Genomic DNA, 17,016 nt, shown 5'->3' on the forward strand with positions numbered 1-17,016 from the left:
TCGAGTGGATGTTTGCTTCGCCCCATAAAAAATACTCCCCTTAGATAAACAGATTTTATTTTTTAATCTGTCTACCTAATAGGGAGCATATCAAATTGAGTACCTGGGCATTTAAATTAATCTTGAATTGACTCAGCATACGATAGAATGCCAAGGCGTTTCATTTCGAGGATAGCATTATTAGCAACTACCTGTGATGTGCCATCTATCAAGCTCCCTCCTCTTTATAAGATTATTTTACATGCTTTAGTTATCCACAAGCACAAATTTTATAATTTCCTTAACAATCGAGTAGGAGAGGGTGAATTAACTCCCGACCTCTCACACCACCGTACTTACGGATCCGTATACAGATGTTCCATGAAGTCTGACGAACAGCGATTTTGTATTCTCCCTGTTCGTTTTGCTTTTCTGTCTCTCCTTGCCACTTGTATTCTCAGCCCTCTTAATGTCTCCTATTGGATTCACCATTTCTTCCACTAAGTAAGTCCATCTTTGGATTGTCTGCTTCATTGAACAAGTGAAATTCGAGTTTATTCCACACTCCTTCATGGTTCGGTCCTTCTCATGTAAACGGTACTATGACCTCTGCTGACTTCTGATGGTTCAGCTACCTATCGCTATGTAGGTTACAAAGTGTACTTTGCGTTTCCACCAGACTTCTCCGGGTAAGCGCATGCACTTTCACACCATCTATCCGTATCATTTACTCGATATGACCTTCGACAGAAAAGACTTTGTTTTGTTATGCAAACTCATCCAATCATACCTAGCCTTCTATAAAATTCGTGTTCCTCGGACCGGTGTTTTGCCTCCAGCTTCCTTCAGATTCCGCATCGCCACGGACACCTTGCTCTTGGCTAACCTCTACTTCTGTCTTCGGGGTTCGGGACTTACACCCCATTGTTCATACACATGCCGGGCGCATATAAAAAAACTTGACCTCATCAAAGAAGTCAAGTTTCTCCTTAAAATGTAGATTGTTGTACTTGTTGACGAAGTGTTTTTGCTGCTGCTACCATATTCATCAGTGCTGAGATAGTTTCTGGCTCCTTCCTTGTTTTTAAACCACAGTCAGGATTCACCCAAAATTGATTTTTTGATAAAACCTGTAAGCTATCCTGCATTATGCTTAGCATTTCCTTTTCACTCGGTACACGTGGACTATGGATATCATAAACACCTAGTCCAATTCCTTTTTCATACGGATTGACTTGCAGAGAAGAAATTAACTCGCCATGGCTACGTGACGTTTCGATGGAAATAACATCAGCGTCCAATGCACTAATTGGCTCGATAAAATCATTAAACTCGCAATAGCACATATGTGTATGGATTTGTGTTTCATCCTTAACGCTAGATGTAGCAAGTTTAAAAGCATTTACTGTCCACTCTAAGTACGTTCCCCAATTTTCTTTACGAAGCGGCAAGCCTTCTCGTAATGCTGGTTCATCAACCTGAATAATTGAAATGCCTGCAGCTTCTAGTGCTTCCACCTCTTCTCGGAGTGCCAAAGCAATCTGATATGTTACATCCTTTCGGGAAATATCATCCCGTACAAATGACCAATTTAAAATTGTCACAGGACCCGTAAGCATACCTTTTATATAGCGTTTCGTTTGGCTTTGAGCATAGGCTGTTTCTTTGACTGTCATCGGTGCTTCCCATGCAACGTCACCGTAAATAATTGGTGGCTTCACACAGCGGGAACCGTATGAAACAACCCATGCTTTCTCCGTAAATGCAAAACCTGTTAGTTTTTCCCCGAAATATTCAACCATATCTGTGCGCTCAAATTCACCGTGCACAAGAACGTCGATATCTAATTCCTCTTGAATAGTAATCCAACGCTTTGTCTCATGTTCTACAAATACTGCATAATCCTCATTTGAAATTTGTTTCTTGCGCCATGCACTTCGTGTACGTTTGACTTCATCCGATTGCGGAAAGCTCCCAATTGTTGTCGTTGGGAACAGTGGTAATTGCAATGCTTGCTGGTGAATCTTTTGCCGTGCTTTAAAATCGCTATGGCGTTCAAAGTCTTGTATCGACACTGTTCGAACCGCTTTTTGAACATCTTTATTTTGGCGAATCGGATGATTTTTCAACGCTTCAATCGCCTTCATACTTTCCGATAGTTTGTAATTTGAGGGACTGTCTTGGCCCTGTAAATATTTTGTTACTTCCATGATCTCAACTAATTTTTCATCCGCAAAGGCGAGGGCATTTTTAAGAACTGGTTCAAGCTTAGTTTCAAGTGTGGTCGTAATTGGAACATGCTGTAAGTTACATGAAGATTGAATCCATAGTTCTTTTGCGCCACTTAGTTGTTCAATGGCTTTAATAGTTGAGCTAACTTCTGCTAGATTGGAACGCCAAATATCTCTTCCATTAATAATACCAACAGCCAATATTTTATCTTTTGGGAAGCCAAATTGACGTAATGACTCCATATTTTTGCCGTAGCCATGCACAAAGTCTAACCCAATCCCACGAACAGGAAGTTTTACAATTGACTCATATGCTGATAATGATTCGAAATAAGTTTGTAGCATAATTTTAGCTTCGGGTACTGATGCAGCTAATTGTGTATAAATTTCTTGAACAAGTTTAACTTCCGCTTCATCTAATGTTGTGGCAAGAAGTGGTTCTTCTAATTGAATCCACTGTGCACCTGCATCCACGAGCTCCTTTAGGACCTGCGTATAAAGTGGTAGTAATGCTAAAATGAATGTAATCTGCGATAGTTTGTCATAGCCTTTCGTTAATTTACAAAATGTATAAGGGCCAATCAATGTAGGCTTTGCAGTAATACCAAACGCTTCCTTAGCCTCTAAAAAATCTGCCAATATTTTATTTTCTGTTAATTGCAAAGTTTGTCCATCGTATTCTGGCACGATATAATGATAATTTGTATTAAACCATTTCGTCATCTCACTAGCCACGGCTTTTTTACTACCACGAGCTACCCCATAGTATGTTTGTAAATCAACTTTGTCTCCCTGCCAATCAAAGCGCTTTGGAACTAAGCCAAACATCATTGCCGTATCTAACATTCTGTCATAAAGTGTGAAATCTCCAACAGTTATCAGGTCTATTCCGAGTTGAAGCTGCTTGTTAATTCGGGCTAGACGAATATCCTTTAAGTTCTGCAAAAATTCACCCTCTGAAAGCTCATTTTTCCAAAAAGCCTCTAAAGCCTTTTTCCATTCACGATCTTCTCCGATATACGGATAACCAACTATAGTACTTGTATAAATCATGTTCATCTCTCCGATCCATTAAGTATGCCTCGGCATTATTGAGTCCGGAATCGGCCCTATGTGCTTAGGCCAGTATGAGGGCCGACACGATGTCGGTCATTTCGGTCTTCTTTCCGATTCCGTGACATCGGCCAGGGGCTTTAACTTCTAATAAGAAGTAAAAAAAAAGCCACTCTCCTTTTTTTGGAAAATGGCTGTTATCTCAAATTAAAAATAGCTATGAAAAAACAATACGAAATTCTTACAAGATATCGCATGATTCTTTGTCGCACAGGGACGATACGGTCACATCTCACCACCTATTTCCACGTAGGTATTTGGTGTGTACTAGAAATTGGCAGGTCTCCTGGCTTCTCATCAACACGCCTCACAGCCTTCCCAGTTTCCCCAGTGGCAATTGTGATTTGCTCCGATATACAGTTGCGGGACAGCGTCGGATTTGCACCGACTTCCCTTTTAAGCCAAACTTTCATTTGGCACCAACTCTTACACATTATTTAATTATGTTTTACTATAACACATATTTTTCAGAAAAGTAGATTTATTTTCACGTTTGTTCAATCCAACTCTATCATATTGGGAGCCCTATACATCTAATTACTAAAATACACTTGTAAACAGAGGTATTTTTCGTTATTTTTGAGTTAGTTATCCAACTAACTAATAACAATGGAGGTGTCAATGAATGGCAAAGCCTACTGGTATTGAAAAATCAGATTTATTAATGGCTGCCAAGCAAAGTTTAGTAGAAAAAGGGATTGAAAAATTCACCTTAAAGGCTGTTGCTGAGCAAGCTGGTGTGACACAAGGAACTATTTATTATCATTTCAAATCAAAAGAGCAAATCATTCTCGAAATAGTTCAGGACATCTGTGAAAATTCTTGGCATGAGATTTTGACGACCGATCAAGAAATGATTCAATCTGCACTTCTTTCTGCAAAAAGTCGATATGAAGATGATGCCTTTTATCATAAATTATTTTTCACCTTAATCGTCTTTGGCTTTACGAACCCGACTATTAGACAGCAAATTGGACAAATTTTAGCGGCCGAAAATGAACATTTGCGTAATATTTTAAACAAATTATGGGATACATCACCAATTGATGGCGTGTCGATGGAAACTTGGAGCATTTTTTTCAACGCGCTAATTGATGGCTTGGCCATACAAGTGATGATGCGGGACGATTTCGATATAGATGTATTTTATCAGCAATTCGAAAAAATCCTTGAGACATTAAATCGTCTAGGAAAATAATTAGAGGAGGAACACTATGCGATTCTTTTTATGCTGGGGTTTTGGGATTTGGTTTGTAGCAAGTGCCGTGTTTCGATTTATAGGGCATTACTTTTTTACCCTTAAAGAACCTCCCCTCATGATAGCTACTTACATTTTAGCTTTTCCAATCGTTTGGCTAGCGACAATACCTATTTATTCTATAAAAAAAATAAAAGGTACAGAGCGATTACTGGCTGCTATCTGCATTGCATTACCTGGAATGCTTATCGATGCAGTCGTTTTATTAGTCTTCGACGATATTTTTCCGAATTTATCGGTTGTCTTAGATCGATATTTCGCCTCATGGCTATTATGGGCTTATTCCCTAATTCTCCTTACTGGTTTTACAAAGGCCACATTCGTGAGAAAAAAAACTATTCCTTCGTCAAATTAAAGGATTTGGCATTATTATCCTAGAAGTAAGTATCGATTACAATTAAAGGAGGAGAAAAAATGGTTATAGGCTTACATCACGTTCAAATAACAATTCCAAAAGGTGAAGAAGAAAAAGGGAAACATTTTTACTGTCAAGTATTAGGACTAAATGAACTTGAAAAGCCTGATTCGTTGAAAGGACGAGGTGGATTTTGGTTACAGGTCGGCAATAGGGAGGTACATGTAGGGACAGAGGATGGCTTTGATAGATTAACGACAAAAGCTCATATTGCCTATCAAGTTGAAAATATAGAACATTGGAAGAAGGTATTAGCCGAACATCATATAGAAATTTTCGATTCAGTTCCTATTCCTCATTTTGATCGCTTTGAATTTAGAGATCCATTCGGTAATAGAGTAGAGATGATTCAGGAAATTTAAGGAAAACAGTTGAATAGAAGGCATGCTGTAAAAAAATATTTAGTGAAATAAAGTATGAATCTTTAGCAAAGCAACGACGTTTTAACAAAATGTCATCCGACTTCTGAATTTTATCGACATCCGCCTTCTAAAGAGCAAAAAAGATCTACACACAAAGCTGTGCGTAAAATTGTAGGCATAATGAGAGGTACTAGGGGCGTTCGATGACCCATCTCGCTTGCGCTCCAGTGTCTCATTTGGGATGCTGATCCCCAACGCTCACTTTCCTCTCTAATTAACCATTTCACAAAGCCTGTATCTGACATCTCATCTCACACTATTTTATAGTGATAGCAACAACTTATCTTTAGTTCAAAAGCGTAGCGTGGAACAAATCAAGCCGTGGGAAACAGTTCAACGCTCACTCCTAGTAGCTAGAACGAAACTCCTCCTTATGGAACCGTTATTTCTCGCTAGATCCCAAAGATGAAATAGTCTAACTATACCATGGTAAATGTATAGGAGCGATTGTCGTTTAATCTTTCAATGCCTAGAAAAACTTGTACTTCCTGCCCCTTTGACTTTTCGTTTTCCATAAACACTTCACCCAACTGAAACATTTGTAATAAAACTGTAAATTAAGGCGATGAAGCCTTTTATATCAGGTGTTTACAGCGAATCCCCATCCAGCGTGGTAACAATTTCCTCAAAGAAGCCCTACTTTTTCATGCTACGATTAATTCCAGTGACAAACCAAATTGGGATTAATCCTAACAATAGCTTCAGGAGGAAATTAACAACATGAATAAACGATTTTTAACAACAACATTAGCATTGACGATAGGTTTTAGCACAGTGGGGATGGTACAGCCAACTGTTCAACCTATAGAAGTTGAGGCTGCAACAACAACAAATGCCCTTAATAACTCACAAGCAGTTAATGCGAAAGCAGATCAACTAATTCAAACTGGAAAAAGCTTAATTGGTAAGGCGACATACAGCAATTCTGTATACAAGGCTACATATCCTTATAAATTTTCTTGTGCTTCATTTATTATGTACATTTTCGAGAAAAATGGTGTTGACCTTGCAACTTATAATGAAGATTATATGTTACAGCAAGGAACGTCTGTTAACAGAAATCAATTACAAAAAGGTGATTTACTATTCTTTAAGAGTAAAAAAACTGGGACAGACCCTGACCACGTTGGTATGTATATCGGAAACAACAAAATGATTCACATGGCTGATTCTAAGCAAAATATTGTTATTTCTGATTTAAATAGTAAACCATATTATACAGATAATTATGTAGGGGCCCGTAGAGTATTACCTACATTACTTTCAGCTAATCCTGCAACGAAAGGCGATAAGATTGTTGAAAACGCCTTTAATTATAAAAATAAAGTAACTATGAGTTCTACAAATAATGAAGCAAGTCTTCGCTTTACAGCGCCAGGATATGTAGATTTCGTCTATCGTAAGAGTGGAGTTAAACTTGGTACAACCAATTTAAAGGAACTAATGAATGTTGGAACAACGGTTTCACGTACCAATTTAAAAAAGGGTGATTTAGTGTTCTTTAATAGTGTTAAAGGCTCTAAAACCCCTTCACTAGTAGCTATCTATGCCGGAGATCAACGTATTATCATTCCAAGTTCAAGTGGTATTACTACAAGAGTACTAATGGTTGACTATTATAAAGAGCATTATATTACAGCAAAACGTGTTTTTTAAGAAAGTTTACTAGAATCATTTCAAATGGTTGAATTTGAAATGCTCAACAGAATTAATGTTTAAAAAAGAAGCTTTCCTTAAGGAAGCTTCTTTTTCTATTATTTATTTTTTAACTGATTCGCAAATTCTATCATAGATTTGCTAGACATTGGACCTTTAATAAGGACAATGGTTTCACTATCTAGCTTATGCTTTAGTACATCTAAAACGCCTGTAACATCTTTAAACATATGAACATCTGCCTTGGTGCCTTCCTTCAACGCTTGGTTCGCAATATTTTCTGCTCTATTGCCAATAGTAATAAGCGTATCAATATTTCTTTTCGCGACCATTGTGCCAATCTCTCGATGATATTTTTCTTCGAAATTTCCTAATCTCTTAATGTCACCTAAAATAAGAATTACTTTCTTCCCTTTTCCTATCGTATCCAAAACCTTTAGTGCCGCTTCAACAGAAGTCGGGTTATTTGTCCAAGTATCATCTACTATAGTACATTCACCGATGCCCGTAGAAAATTCTAAGTGTCTTGCCATCGCTTTGAACGTTTTTAATTGCGAAATTGCAACAGCAATGGAAAGTCCCATTTCCTTCACGGCAGCTATAGCCGCTAATGCGTTATATACTTGGTGTTCTCCGTATCCTGGAACAAATAAATTGTATTTGTCATTTGACACTTTTAGTACAAATTTCATGCCGCCTTTAGTGAATTGTATATTCGTAGCTTGATAATCTGCCTTTTCGTTGACGCCAAAGGTAATAATCTTTCCTTTAAATTTACTTAGGGGGATTTTTTTAATGTTTTCATCATCACCATTAATGATTAACGTGCCATCTTTTCTTATTCCTTCTACAATTTCAGCCTTTGCTTTGATATAGCCATTAAGATTATTGCATCCATCTAAATGATGGACACCAATATTCGTAATAATACCAATCGTAGGCTGATAGATCATACATTGGTGTTTAATATTACCGATATTACCCAGCCCTAATTCAAAGATAGCTGCTTTTGTATTCTGATCGATTCCAGTCAAGTACGGTAAGGATTGCCGTGGCTCATTTTTACTGCTGACAGATGCTTGAACATTCCATTCCTTACTAGCTATATGTTTAATCATTTCTTTCGTTGTCGTTTTACCACATGTTCCGGTCAAAGCAACGACTGGTATTTGAAATAAATTTCTGTAATGTCCCATAAATTTCCAATAGGCATGCAAAATACTCTTGACGCGTATAACGGTCGTATTTTTCAGCGCATTTTTTAATTCCTCTGATGTTTTATCAGAAATGACAAGAGATGGTCCCTTTCGATCTATTTCTTGCCAGTTAATTTGATCACTTTTACTAACAAACATAAGTGTATGATTTTGAGTCAGTTCATGTCGGTTATAATAAATTGCATGTTTAACAGACCAGTGTTCAGAACCGCTTAATAATTCTCCTTGTAATAGTTTTCTTATATCCCTCACACTTATATGTTGCAAGTTAACTACGCCCCCTTTCTATAAAGAATATTTCTGAATAAATGAGTATCATAGTTTATGCATTTCTAGCAATTGACTATAAATATGCTCATTCTAGTAAATGATGAAAAATAACATTTATTTAGGTGAAATCTATTCGGAAGTTGAAGATTTTTTTATTTTTAAATCATCTGCCAACTTAGAAACTTCTTTACTATACATATCTCCTTTAATGAAAAGAACCGTATTTTCATCTACAATATCTTCTAACAATTTATAGACGCGCGTACTATTTTTAAAAATATACACAGGTGAACTCATTCCTGCCTCAATGGCATGAAGCGCCATAATACTTGCATGTTCCCCTATCGTAATAAGTACGTCGACCCCAATTTCACTAATTAATTCTCCCGCTTGTTCGTGAATTATATATCCCCAAGACCCTAAATCTGTTATCGTCCCAATAATGGCAATTTTTTTCTTGCCTTCTCCGAGAGCATTCAAAACCTTTAATCCTGCCTCCAAAGAAGTAGTCGTAATATTCCATGTATCATCTAGTAATATGGAATTATTAATGCCCTTAAACACCTGAAGCTGCTTATTTAATTTTCGGAATGATTGCAGTTGTTCAGCTGCTAAAGAAATCGGCAAACCCATTTCACAAATAGCTGCAATCGCAGTGAGCGCATTATATACTTGATGCTCGCCAAAACCTGGTACATAGATTTCATAGAGTTTTTTCTTGTGATGAACATTGAACAGCATACCATTTTTGTGGTAGCGAATATTTCTTGCTTGAAAATCACAGGATTCATGCTTACCCACTTTAATAATGCGTCCTTGAAACTTCGATAAATCTATTTTACTGGTGTTGACATCATCCGCATTAAGGATTAAGGAGCCTGTGGGACTAATAATGTCCAGCATTTCACCCTTTGCTTGGATATACCCCTCTAAAGTTTTACAATAATTTAAATGATGTGCCCCAATATTTGTAATAATCCCAATAGTCGGCTTGAAATAGTCCCCCGCAAGTTTAATGTCCCCCGGTGAACCAACAGCAGTTTCAAAAACGGCTGCGTCGGTACGATCATCAATATTCAGTAAATATTGTAAAGAAGCAGTTCTAGAATTACTACTAAGTGGCGTGGATGCTACACTTTTTTCTGCAGAAAGTATATGTTTGATCATTTCCTTCGTCGTCGATTTACCAGAAGTACCAGTAATGGCTACTACAGGGATATTAAATTGATTGCGATAAAAATTTACAAACTTCCAATAGGCCTCATCTGAATCTTCTACTCTAATAATAATTATTTGCTCAGGTAATTCATTTTGACTGTATCGTCTATCGGTTACAAGCACTATAGGATAAAGTGACTTATACTCTTTCCAGTTCACAATACGCTTATTTGTAAAAAGGGCGGTATTTGGTTTTTTCACTTGCTTCAGTCGATAAGCTCCATGTTGAATCAACACTTCGTCCGACCCTTGCACTAATTGGCCTGCAGTTATCGCTTTTAAATCCTGCACCGTAAGAGGCTTCATATCAATTTCCCCTCCTTTCCCCTCTAGTATATGTAACTTTTTAAAAGTTGCTTGGATGTAAGCAAGATACATAACTAGAAGAAATCTATTTCTTCGCATATATATATAGTTGATTAAGTATCTAACGAACAATAGAAGGAGTGATATAACTGAAAACAATTATATTTATCGGCACTAACAAATCCGGGTCAAGTCGTGAAGCAACAAAAGCAGCAGAAAACCTAGGTTATTATACTGTCCTTTTTACAAACAACAAAAAGCAGTTACAACAGAGAAAAGCCTACCCAGATATTCATAAAATGATTCTTATTGATACTTCGAATATAGAGGACATGAAAGATGAAATTTATAATTTAACTAAAACTGGGTTAGAAATAAAATCTATTGTTAGTTTTGTCGATCCTTTTGTCCATATTGCCTCAATTTTATGTGATGAATTTTGTGACAACTTTACATCTTCAACAGCTATTGAAATGATGGAGGATAAAGAAAAAACTAGAAATTTTTTAAAAAACCAGCCTTATTCTCCTAAGTTTTTTCTTCTCAAGCCAAATGAGTCCTTCTCTAATAACTTAGAATTTCCACTTATTGTAAAATCTCCAAAATCAACAGGCTCCAAAGATGTATTGTTAGCAAACGACTCAGACCAACTGAAGAAACACCTGAGCTATCTGCGAAGCAAAAATCCCCGTGAAACAATAATGATTGAAGAATATATCGAAGGTCCGCAATATTTAGTAGAAGCACTTGTCTATAAACGGCAAGCTAATATCATCGGTATTATTGAACAAGAAATTACTCAAGGTAAACGTTTTATCATTACTGGTTATGGTGTTCTCGTTAAAGCTCCAAAAGAAATTCAAGCAGGTCTTGAGGAAGTTCTTCAGTCTATTGTTAAAGCGTTTAACATCGAAAATGGCGCTCTGCATTTAGAGCTTCGTTTAACAAAGAATGGCTGGAAGCTTATAGAGATTAATCCACGAATCTCAGGGGGAGCAATGAATACGATGCTTCACGCCGCCTTTGGATTTAATTTAGTGAAAGAAACACTTAAAGTATTTTTAGGTGAGCGCCCCGATATCAATCCAAAGCATAGAAAGTTTGTCTATACGAAATACGTCATTATTGAAAGTAAAGGGATTTTAGAAAAAGTTATTGGAAGAAATAAAGCAGCTCATTCACCTGGAGTTGTGGATGTATATGTGAAGCCGAAAAGAGGGACATTGCTGACCCCTCCTTTATCGATGGGACATCGTTATGCATATGTAATTGCGGAAGGCGCAACATTAGCGGAAGCTAAAAATAAAGCCATTAACGCCGCAAAAGAAATTAAGTTCATTCTAAAATCTTAAATTTAAAATATCTTTCCATGCTCTCATTATTTAGCTATAAAAAAATATCCCGAATAATTGTTTCCTTCAAAAGGTCAATTACTCGGGCTTTTTTATTTATTCTTGAAATTTTTGATCTAAAAATTTAACCGTATCAAACATATTCGTTTTACTAGCACCTTTTACTAAAATGGTGTCGCGAGGTTGTATCACTTTCTCTAAGAGTTCATGTAATTCATCCTTATTCAGGAAATGATAAATTTTAGAAGGATCCATCCCTACTGCCTTCGCTGCTACTCCCATTTCCTCCGTTCTAAAACCATAAGTGATGAATAAATCTATGTTTTGCTCGTAAATGTATTCGCCCAATTTACGATATTCCTCTTCTCTCAAATCCCCTAATTCTCGCATTTGACCAATAATAGCAATTTTACGTTTCTTCGCTATATTTGTAAGAACATCAATAGCAGCACGTACGCCCTGAGGATGGGAGTGAACGGTATCGTCAATAACTGTAATATCATCGCGACAGTTATAAATTGTTAATCGTCTAGGTGGTTTTTTGAAATTTAGCCCTGTTTTAATATCTACTGGACTAAATCCTAAATAATCTGCAACCGCAATGGCATTGAGTGCATTATATACATGATGTTCTCCTAAAATTGGGATATACATTGCCATTTCCTGCCCATGCAGCTTTATTTTAAAGGACATACCGATGTCTTTATATTGGATATCATAAGCTTGATAGTCCGCTGTGCTATGAATACCAACTGTTAGGATTTTTCCTTTAAACTGCTGTGTCTCCAAATACTTAGAATTATCATCGTCCTTATTCAGGATTAATAAACCGTTTTGCTCCATCCCATGTATTAATTCCGATTTCGCCTTGGCTACTCCTTTAATATCTCCATCAAAATTACCTACATGAGCTAAGCCGATATTTGTAACGATACTAATATTTGGTTGGATAATGCTACAGTGGTTTGTTATGATACCTGGATAAGCCATCCCATACTCAAGCACAACAGCCTCATGTGAAGCATTAATTTCTTCTTTATGTTTTTTCGTATGCTCTGTTGTATTCCAATAATCTTTTGACTCAAAGATATTCCATTTTACCGATAAAATGGAGGCTAGAAATGCTTTTGATGTTGTTTTTCCAGCACTGCCGGTAATCGCAATAATCGGTAAAGCCTTTTCTTTTGCTAAAGGTTTTTCTTCTGGTAAAGGTTTTTTTTCTGGTAATGCTTCTTCTACTAAAGCCCTTTCTTCAGATGAATCTTTAATTTTCCTATGTTGCCTAATTTCCCTTTTAATTTGCTTCTGGTTCTTAGCAAGGTACATTGCATACCTTATAGTATTGATGACTACATCTAATTCTAAATAAAAAGCAGGAGGGCAACCTGGTCGCCAGTTCACTTCATACATCCAAATTTTCCTTTGTTCATCTAAGCCTACATCAATGCCAATTTCATCAATAACTTCTCCAAATTGCGCCATCTGAATTTCATCTAAATGTCGAGCTAGTGATAAAGAAAAATGCTCTAACATACGCCGAATATCATAAGCATCTTCTTTAAATTCCTGCTCTAAAAAAGGATCTAAATAATTCGTAAAACCACCGTTGTTAATATTCGGTATAATCGAGCCATTTGGTGCAATTCGCGGATAAACCGTCGTTATAATCCATTTACCTTCACCGTTTTTTTGAACATGTAGACGAAAATCATAAATTTGACCTGATTTTGTTTTTGATTGAATATAGGGTTGCACGATAAAGGTGCCTGTAATAAGTTGCTCTCTAATTAACTCATCTAGCTGTGACTGTGTACATAAAGTAGTTTCCCTATCCTTCTTTACCTCAAAGTTAGTTCTTCCTACTTTCGAAATAAAATAAATCCCTTTTCCCTTCCGGCCATCTATCGGTTTAAATACGACTTTTTTATAAAAGGCCATAAATTTATGGAGTAATTCAACATTTTCAACAACCTCAGATGGAATTAAATACTTATCAAATTCCTCTGCTTCTTTAAGTCGCTTCATAACATTCCATTTATTCCCTATAGAATGAGTTGTAAAAGGTATTTCCTTTTTCAATTTCTCAATAATGTCCTTTGATACCGATAATTTTTCTGGACTTCCTGCATTGTATATAACATCCGGAAAGGGCATCATTTTTTCATGCCAATCACCATTTTCATATACCTTTCCTCTAATGGAACGTTTATCAAAGTCAACGCTTTTTGGTGTAAAGTAAAAAAATTGAGCTCCTTCTGCTTGTGCAACGGCCGCAAATGCATATGACTTTAGAACAGTTCTAGGATCTAACCGATGATGCAACATTCCAATAATTGTCATTCATTAATCTCTTCCCTTCATAGGATTCTCTCTCTAATAAATTCAATGACTACAACGTGCACCTAGACAGATGCTCTAATTTTTATGTTATTTTAATAGTATTTTACCTCGGCATAATTGTGTCCTTAAATCGGCTTTGTACTTAGGCTGCACGAGGGCCAACACGATGTCGGTCATTTCGGTAATGCCACAGGCTGATGCAGGTTAGCTAGCCGTTATCGCACGGATGCGATAATTTTAGGCTAACATCCTTTTTTAACTCCTTTCCGATTTCCGTAACATCCGTCGGAGGCTTTAACTTCACCATTTGGGCTCAATGATAAATTTCCCTTTTAACATGTCAGGCTTTAATAACTGAATCGCAGATATACCACTTAAGTCAATGGATTTTTCTGAGGATGTTCGCTCTAATCGGACAACCTCTGCCATTAAATTCGTATCATGTCCTTCATAATCATAGGCCCGCAAAAGCGAAACAGTTCCGCGACAACTTTCTCGATCAATAGCCTCTATGCGAAAAAACTCTGTTTCAAACTGCTTTACAGTATCCATCAACCTTAAATGACTGCCGTTGTGTGTTATTAAAAAAAAAGGAATCGTATCGCTTCCCACCATTTTCACAAGAAGCTGACCAAAATATTTAGAATGAAAATCCTTTATCACATCCTGGAGTGCTTTTATGTCGTAGAGCGCTTCACATAGAAAATGTTTTTTTTTGTTTTCATTATTCATTTCCTCCGCTCCTTCCAAGTCTTTATTAAAATTTACTAGCATTGATACTAGTGGAAGATCAACTGCCCTGAACGAAAGTTTCACTTTATTCAACATCCTCTCGTTATAATATGTAAAGACAAGAAATATGACAATTTTTTCGTTTTACATATAAAACTGGTCAATTTGATTGAATATGTATGCTTCAAAGCACAGTGAAAACATTTACACTATTCTTACGCAATCTTCGTAAAATATGATGAAAAATCAAATTAATTTAAAAAGTTTTTTATTCCAGGATAGCTTTCAATAAAAAAAATCGTATTTAATAGTGAACGATCAAATAGATGCCTCACCTGTTTGCCTTGATGAGTTTTCGGATAAACAATAGTTCTATTCACTGACAATTCAAGCAAACTGGTAAGAAGCGACTAAACTTAGAAAGGAGTTTGTTATGAACATACAAGCTGAAAATGTCGTTGATGAACTACAAAATCACAATGAACATGCTTTACATTTCATCATTGAGCAATATGGTGGATTACTACGAAGCATCATCACTAAACATCTCTTTCCTTACTTAGAAGAAGTTGATGAATGTTTGGATGACACACTACTTGCTATTTGGGAGAATGGTGAATTTTTCGATGAAGCGAAAGGATCTTTTAAAAATTGGATTGCGATCATTGCTAAATATAAAGCGCTGGATCGAAGAAAAAAATTACAACGTTATAATGAACGCTACATTTCAACCTTAGAATTTGAAGAGTCTTTCACAAATACTGAGAGGACAGAATTAGAGGACGTCGAAGAGCTTTTACAACATTTATCTGTTGAGGACCAATTATTATTTAAAAAATATTATTTAGATAATGTAAATTCCAAGAACATTGCAAAAGAATTTAATGTGTCTGTCCCCGTTATACATAATAGACTTTCCCGTGGACGTCATAAACTTCGTGCATTAAAACAAAAATGGATTACAGGGAGGCTATAAAAATGAGTGAATTATTTAAACTATTTAATCGAGCAAAGATTCAAACAGAAGAATATGATGAAACCCCGTTGTCAGATTTAGAAATAGCACGTATAAAAAAACGACTGCATTCAAAATTGAAAACTCCAACATCAAAAAAGAAGAAGCTTACAATTTTAAGTGGGGTAGGTGTCGCTATGCTTGCCGCTACAATAGCCATTTCTAGCCCAAATGCACTTGCTAAATTGCCGATAATAGGTAGCTTTATTGAACAATATATGAATCACCCAGCTGTTAATGACGAAATGTATACAACGTATAAAAATATAATCGGACAAACAAAAGAAAATAAATATGGAACCTTAACGTTAAATGAAGTTATGTTAGATCAAGGAGAACTTTTCATCACGACTACTTATCATAGCAATAAACCCGTTCCAAACTCGGAATATCTTCAATTTAATAAGCTCCTTCCAGACACAGATTACCTGCCCCTTATCCCTGAAATAAAAATAGATGGGAAGGAAGTAGAGCCTGGCGGAGGAGGAGCAGGTAATGATAAAATCGATGACCAAACATTTGTCATTTATAGTCAGATTAGCATTCCAAATATTGAGCTTTCTAAGCCACATGAAATTCAGTTTTCTTTTAAAAACGATAAACTTAGTGACCCTTGGGAATTTAATTTCATTGCCACAGGTGAAGCCATTGCGGCTAAAACAACAGAAACCATGATTAATCAATCATTTTCTTTACCGAACGGACAGAAAGTTGTAGTTGAAAAAATTACTCAATCGCCCGTTTCATTAATTCTTTATTATCATATGTTTCCGGCGCCTGACAAGACAATGGATTATGATGTCCAATTTAGATTATACGACCAGAATAATAATGAGTTAGGTCAATCTGCTTTTAAAACAATGCTCGAAAATTCTACACTTCGCTTCCAGAAGGAAAATATGGAGCCAATAACAAATATCACACTCGTTCCGCACTCTATTAATGTAAAAAGTGGCGTTCCTCACAAGGATGTTGTCAAAGTGTTTCATGAGTACACAATTACTACACAATTGAACAAATAATAGCTAAGTCTACCAATCTTGAAAATATAAAAAAGAAAACGTCCAATTTGACAAGAGGGCACTGAAAAACTTACGTTTTATAAAAGCGAACCTTTCTCAGATAAAAACAAGGCACTTCTTGTTCAATTTTGAACAGGAAGTGCCTTATTTCTGTCTCTATTCCTTATTCATTTTCGTTTAGTAGCTTTAATATCCGTTTCAAATTGACAGCGAATATCGTTGTGGCACCTTGAATTTCCATGCCAAATAGACCCGCAGTCGATGCCGTATCGTATCCGTGTCCGTTTTTTAATTCACTATTCTTTGCTTCTACTTTGTAGCGATTAGCGGCTAATTGCTTAAATGCTTCCGTATTTTGAAATGCCTCTTGTTCGACATGTGTATCCGACTTAATTGTGACAGAATATGTTTTACTTTTTGCGCCTTCTTTATAACAGCCCTCTCTCATTGGACATACTTTGCATTTTTCA

Annotated in this window: 13 protein-coding genes and 1 riboswitch; of the genes, 7 read left to right on the forward strand and 6 right to left on the reverse strand. The window is 36.3% G+C overall.

The window, feature by feature from the left end:
* Positions 1-968: 968 nt before the first annotated feature.
* Positions 969-3,263, reverse strand: a complete 2,295-nt coding sequence (gene metE / locus ACIQZA_RS25135) for a 5-methyltetrahydropteroyltriglutamate--homocysteine S-methyltransferase (RefSeq protein WP_402884544.1) — start codon at positions 3,261-3,263, stop codon at positions 969-971.
* Between the two features lie 319 nt (positions 3,264-3,582).
* A riboswitch (cobalamin riboswitch) is annotated at positions 3,583-3,762 on the reverse strand.
* Between the two features lie 186 nt (positions 3,763-3,948).
* Here metE and ACIQZA_RS25140 point away from each other — a divergent pair.
* The 4 genes from ACIQZA_RS25140 to ACIQZA_RS25155 all read left to right on the forward strand — a co-directional run bounded on the left by ACIQZA_RS25140 (position 3,949) and on the right by ACIQZA_RS25155 (position 7,074).
* Positions 3,949-4,521 (forward strand): TetR/AcrR family transcriptional regulator, encoded by a 573-nt coding sequence (locus ACIQZA_RS25140; RefSeq protein ID WP_402884546.1) that lies wholly within the window; start codon positions 3,949-3,951, stop codon positions 4,519-4,521.
* Between the two features lie 16 nt (positions 4,522-4,537).
* Positions 4,538-4,936 carry a DUF5367 domain-containing protein gene (locus ACIQZA_RS25145; protein WP_402884547.1) on the forward strand — a complete coding sequence of 133 codons (399 nt, stop codon included), beginning with the start codon at positions 4,538-4,540 and terminating at the stop codon, positions 4,934-4,936.
* A gap of 59 nt (positions 4,937-4,995) precedes the next feature.
* Positions 4,996-5,358 carry a VOC family protein gene (locus tag ACIQZA_RS25150; protein WP_400935695.1) on the forward strand — a complete coding sequence of 121 codons (363 nt, stop codon included), beginning with the start codon at positions 4,996-4,998 and terminating at the stop codon, positions 5,356-5,358.
* 780 nt (positions 5,359-6,138) lie between these two features.
* Entirely contained in the window at positions 6,139-7,074 is a 936-nt protein-coding gene (locus tag ACIQZA_RS25155) for a C40 family peptidase (RefSeq protein ID WP_402884549.1), read from the forward strand.
* 98 nt (positions 7,075-7,172) lie between these two features.
* Here the strand turns inward: ACIQZA_RS25155 and ACIQZA_RS25160 are convergent, their stop codons facing one another.
* Together ACIQZA_RS25160 and ACIQZA_RS25165 are read right to left on the reverse strand one after the other, a co-directional pair.
* Positions 7,173-8,558, reverse strand: coding sequence for a UDP-N-acetylmuramoyl-tripeptide--D-alanyl-D-alanine ligase (locus ACIQZA_RS25160; protein ID WP_400935699.1), 1,386 nt, complete (start codon positions 8,556-8,558; stop codon positions 7,173-7,175).
* A 132-nt stretch (positions 8,559-8,690) separates the two neighbouring features.
* On the reverse strand, positions 8,691-10,085 hold the full coding sequence (locus ACIQZA_RS25165) for a UDP-N-acetylmuramoyl-tripeptide--D-alanyl-D-alanine ligase (protein WP_402884551.1): 1,395 nt from the start codon (positions 10,083-10,085) through the stop codon (positions 8,691-8,693).
* A 149-nt stretch (positions 10,086-10,234) separates the two neighbouring features.
* Here ACIQZA_RS25165 and ACIQZA_RS25170 point away from each other — a divergent pair, with 149 nt between their 5' ends.
* Complete coding sequence (locus ACIQZA_RS25170; protein ID WP_402884561.1) at positions 10,235-11,437, forward strand: ATP-grasp domain-containing protein; 1,203 nt, start codon at positions 10,235-10,237, stop codon at positions 11,435-11,437.
* Between the two features lie 96 nt (positions 11,438-11,533).
* On the opposite strand, the gene ACIQZA_RS25175 is transcribed toward ACIQZA_RS25170, so the two are convergent.
* Together ACIQZA_RS25175 and ACIQZA_RS25180 are read right to left on the reverse strand one after the other, a co-directional pair.
* The gene (locus ACIQZA_RS25175) at positions 11,534-13,777 is read right to left on the reverse strand and encodes a YheC/YheD family protein (RefSeq protein ID WP_402884553.1); all 2,244 of its coding nucleotides are present in this window, start codon (positions 13,775-13,777) and stop codon (positions 11,534-11,536) included.
* 300 nt (positions 13,778-14,077) lie between these two features.
* Positions 14,078-14,509 (reverse strand): hypothetical protein, encoded by a 432-nt coding sequence (locus ACIQZA_RS25180; RefSeq protein ID WP_402884555.1) that lies wholly within the window; start codon positions 14,507-14,509, stop codon positions 14,078-14,080.
* Positions 14,510-14,942: 433 nt separating this feature from the next.
* Here ACIQZA_RS25180 and ACIQZA_RS25185 point away from each other — a divergent pair, with 433 nt between their 5' ends.
* Positions 14,943-15,485, forward strand: a complete 543-nt coding sequence (locus tag ACIQZA_RS25185) for a sigma-70 family RNA polymerase sigma factor (RefSeq protein WP_402884556.1) — start codon at positions 14,943-14,945, stop codon at positions 15,483-15,485.
* A gap of 2 nt (positions 15,486-15,487) precedes the next feature.
* Positions 15,488-16,546: a DUF4179 domain-containing protein gene (locus ACIQZA_RS25190; protein WP_402884558.1), complete on the forward strand. Its 1,059-nt coding sequence runs from the start codon at positions 15,488-15,490 to the stop codon at positions 16,544-16,546.
* Positions 16,547-16,709: 163 nt separating this feature from the next.
* On the opposite strand, the gene ACIQZA_RS25195 is transcribed toward ACIQZA_RS25190, so the two are convergent.
* Positions 16,710-17,016: transposase (locus ACIQZA_RS25195; RefSeq protein WP_402884559.1), on the reverse strand; the 307-nt coding region annotated here is incomplete at its 5' end.

It is taken from the genome of Lysinibacillus sp. NPDC096382 (assembly GCF_044762845.1).
In the GTDB taxonomy this organism is placed as follows: Bacteria; Bacillota; Bacilli; order Bacillales_A; family Planococcaceae; genus Lysinibacillus.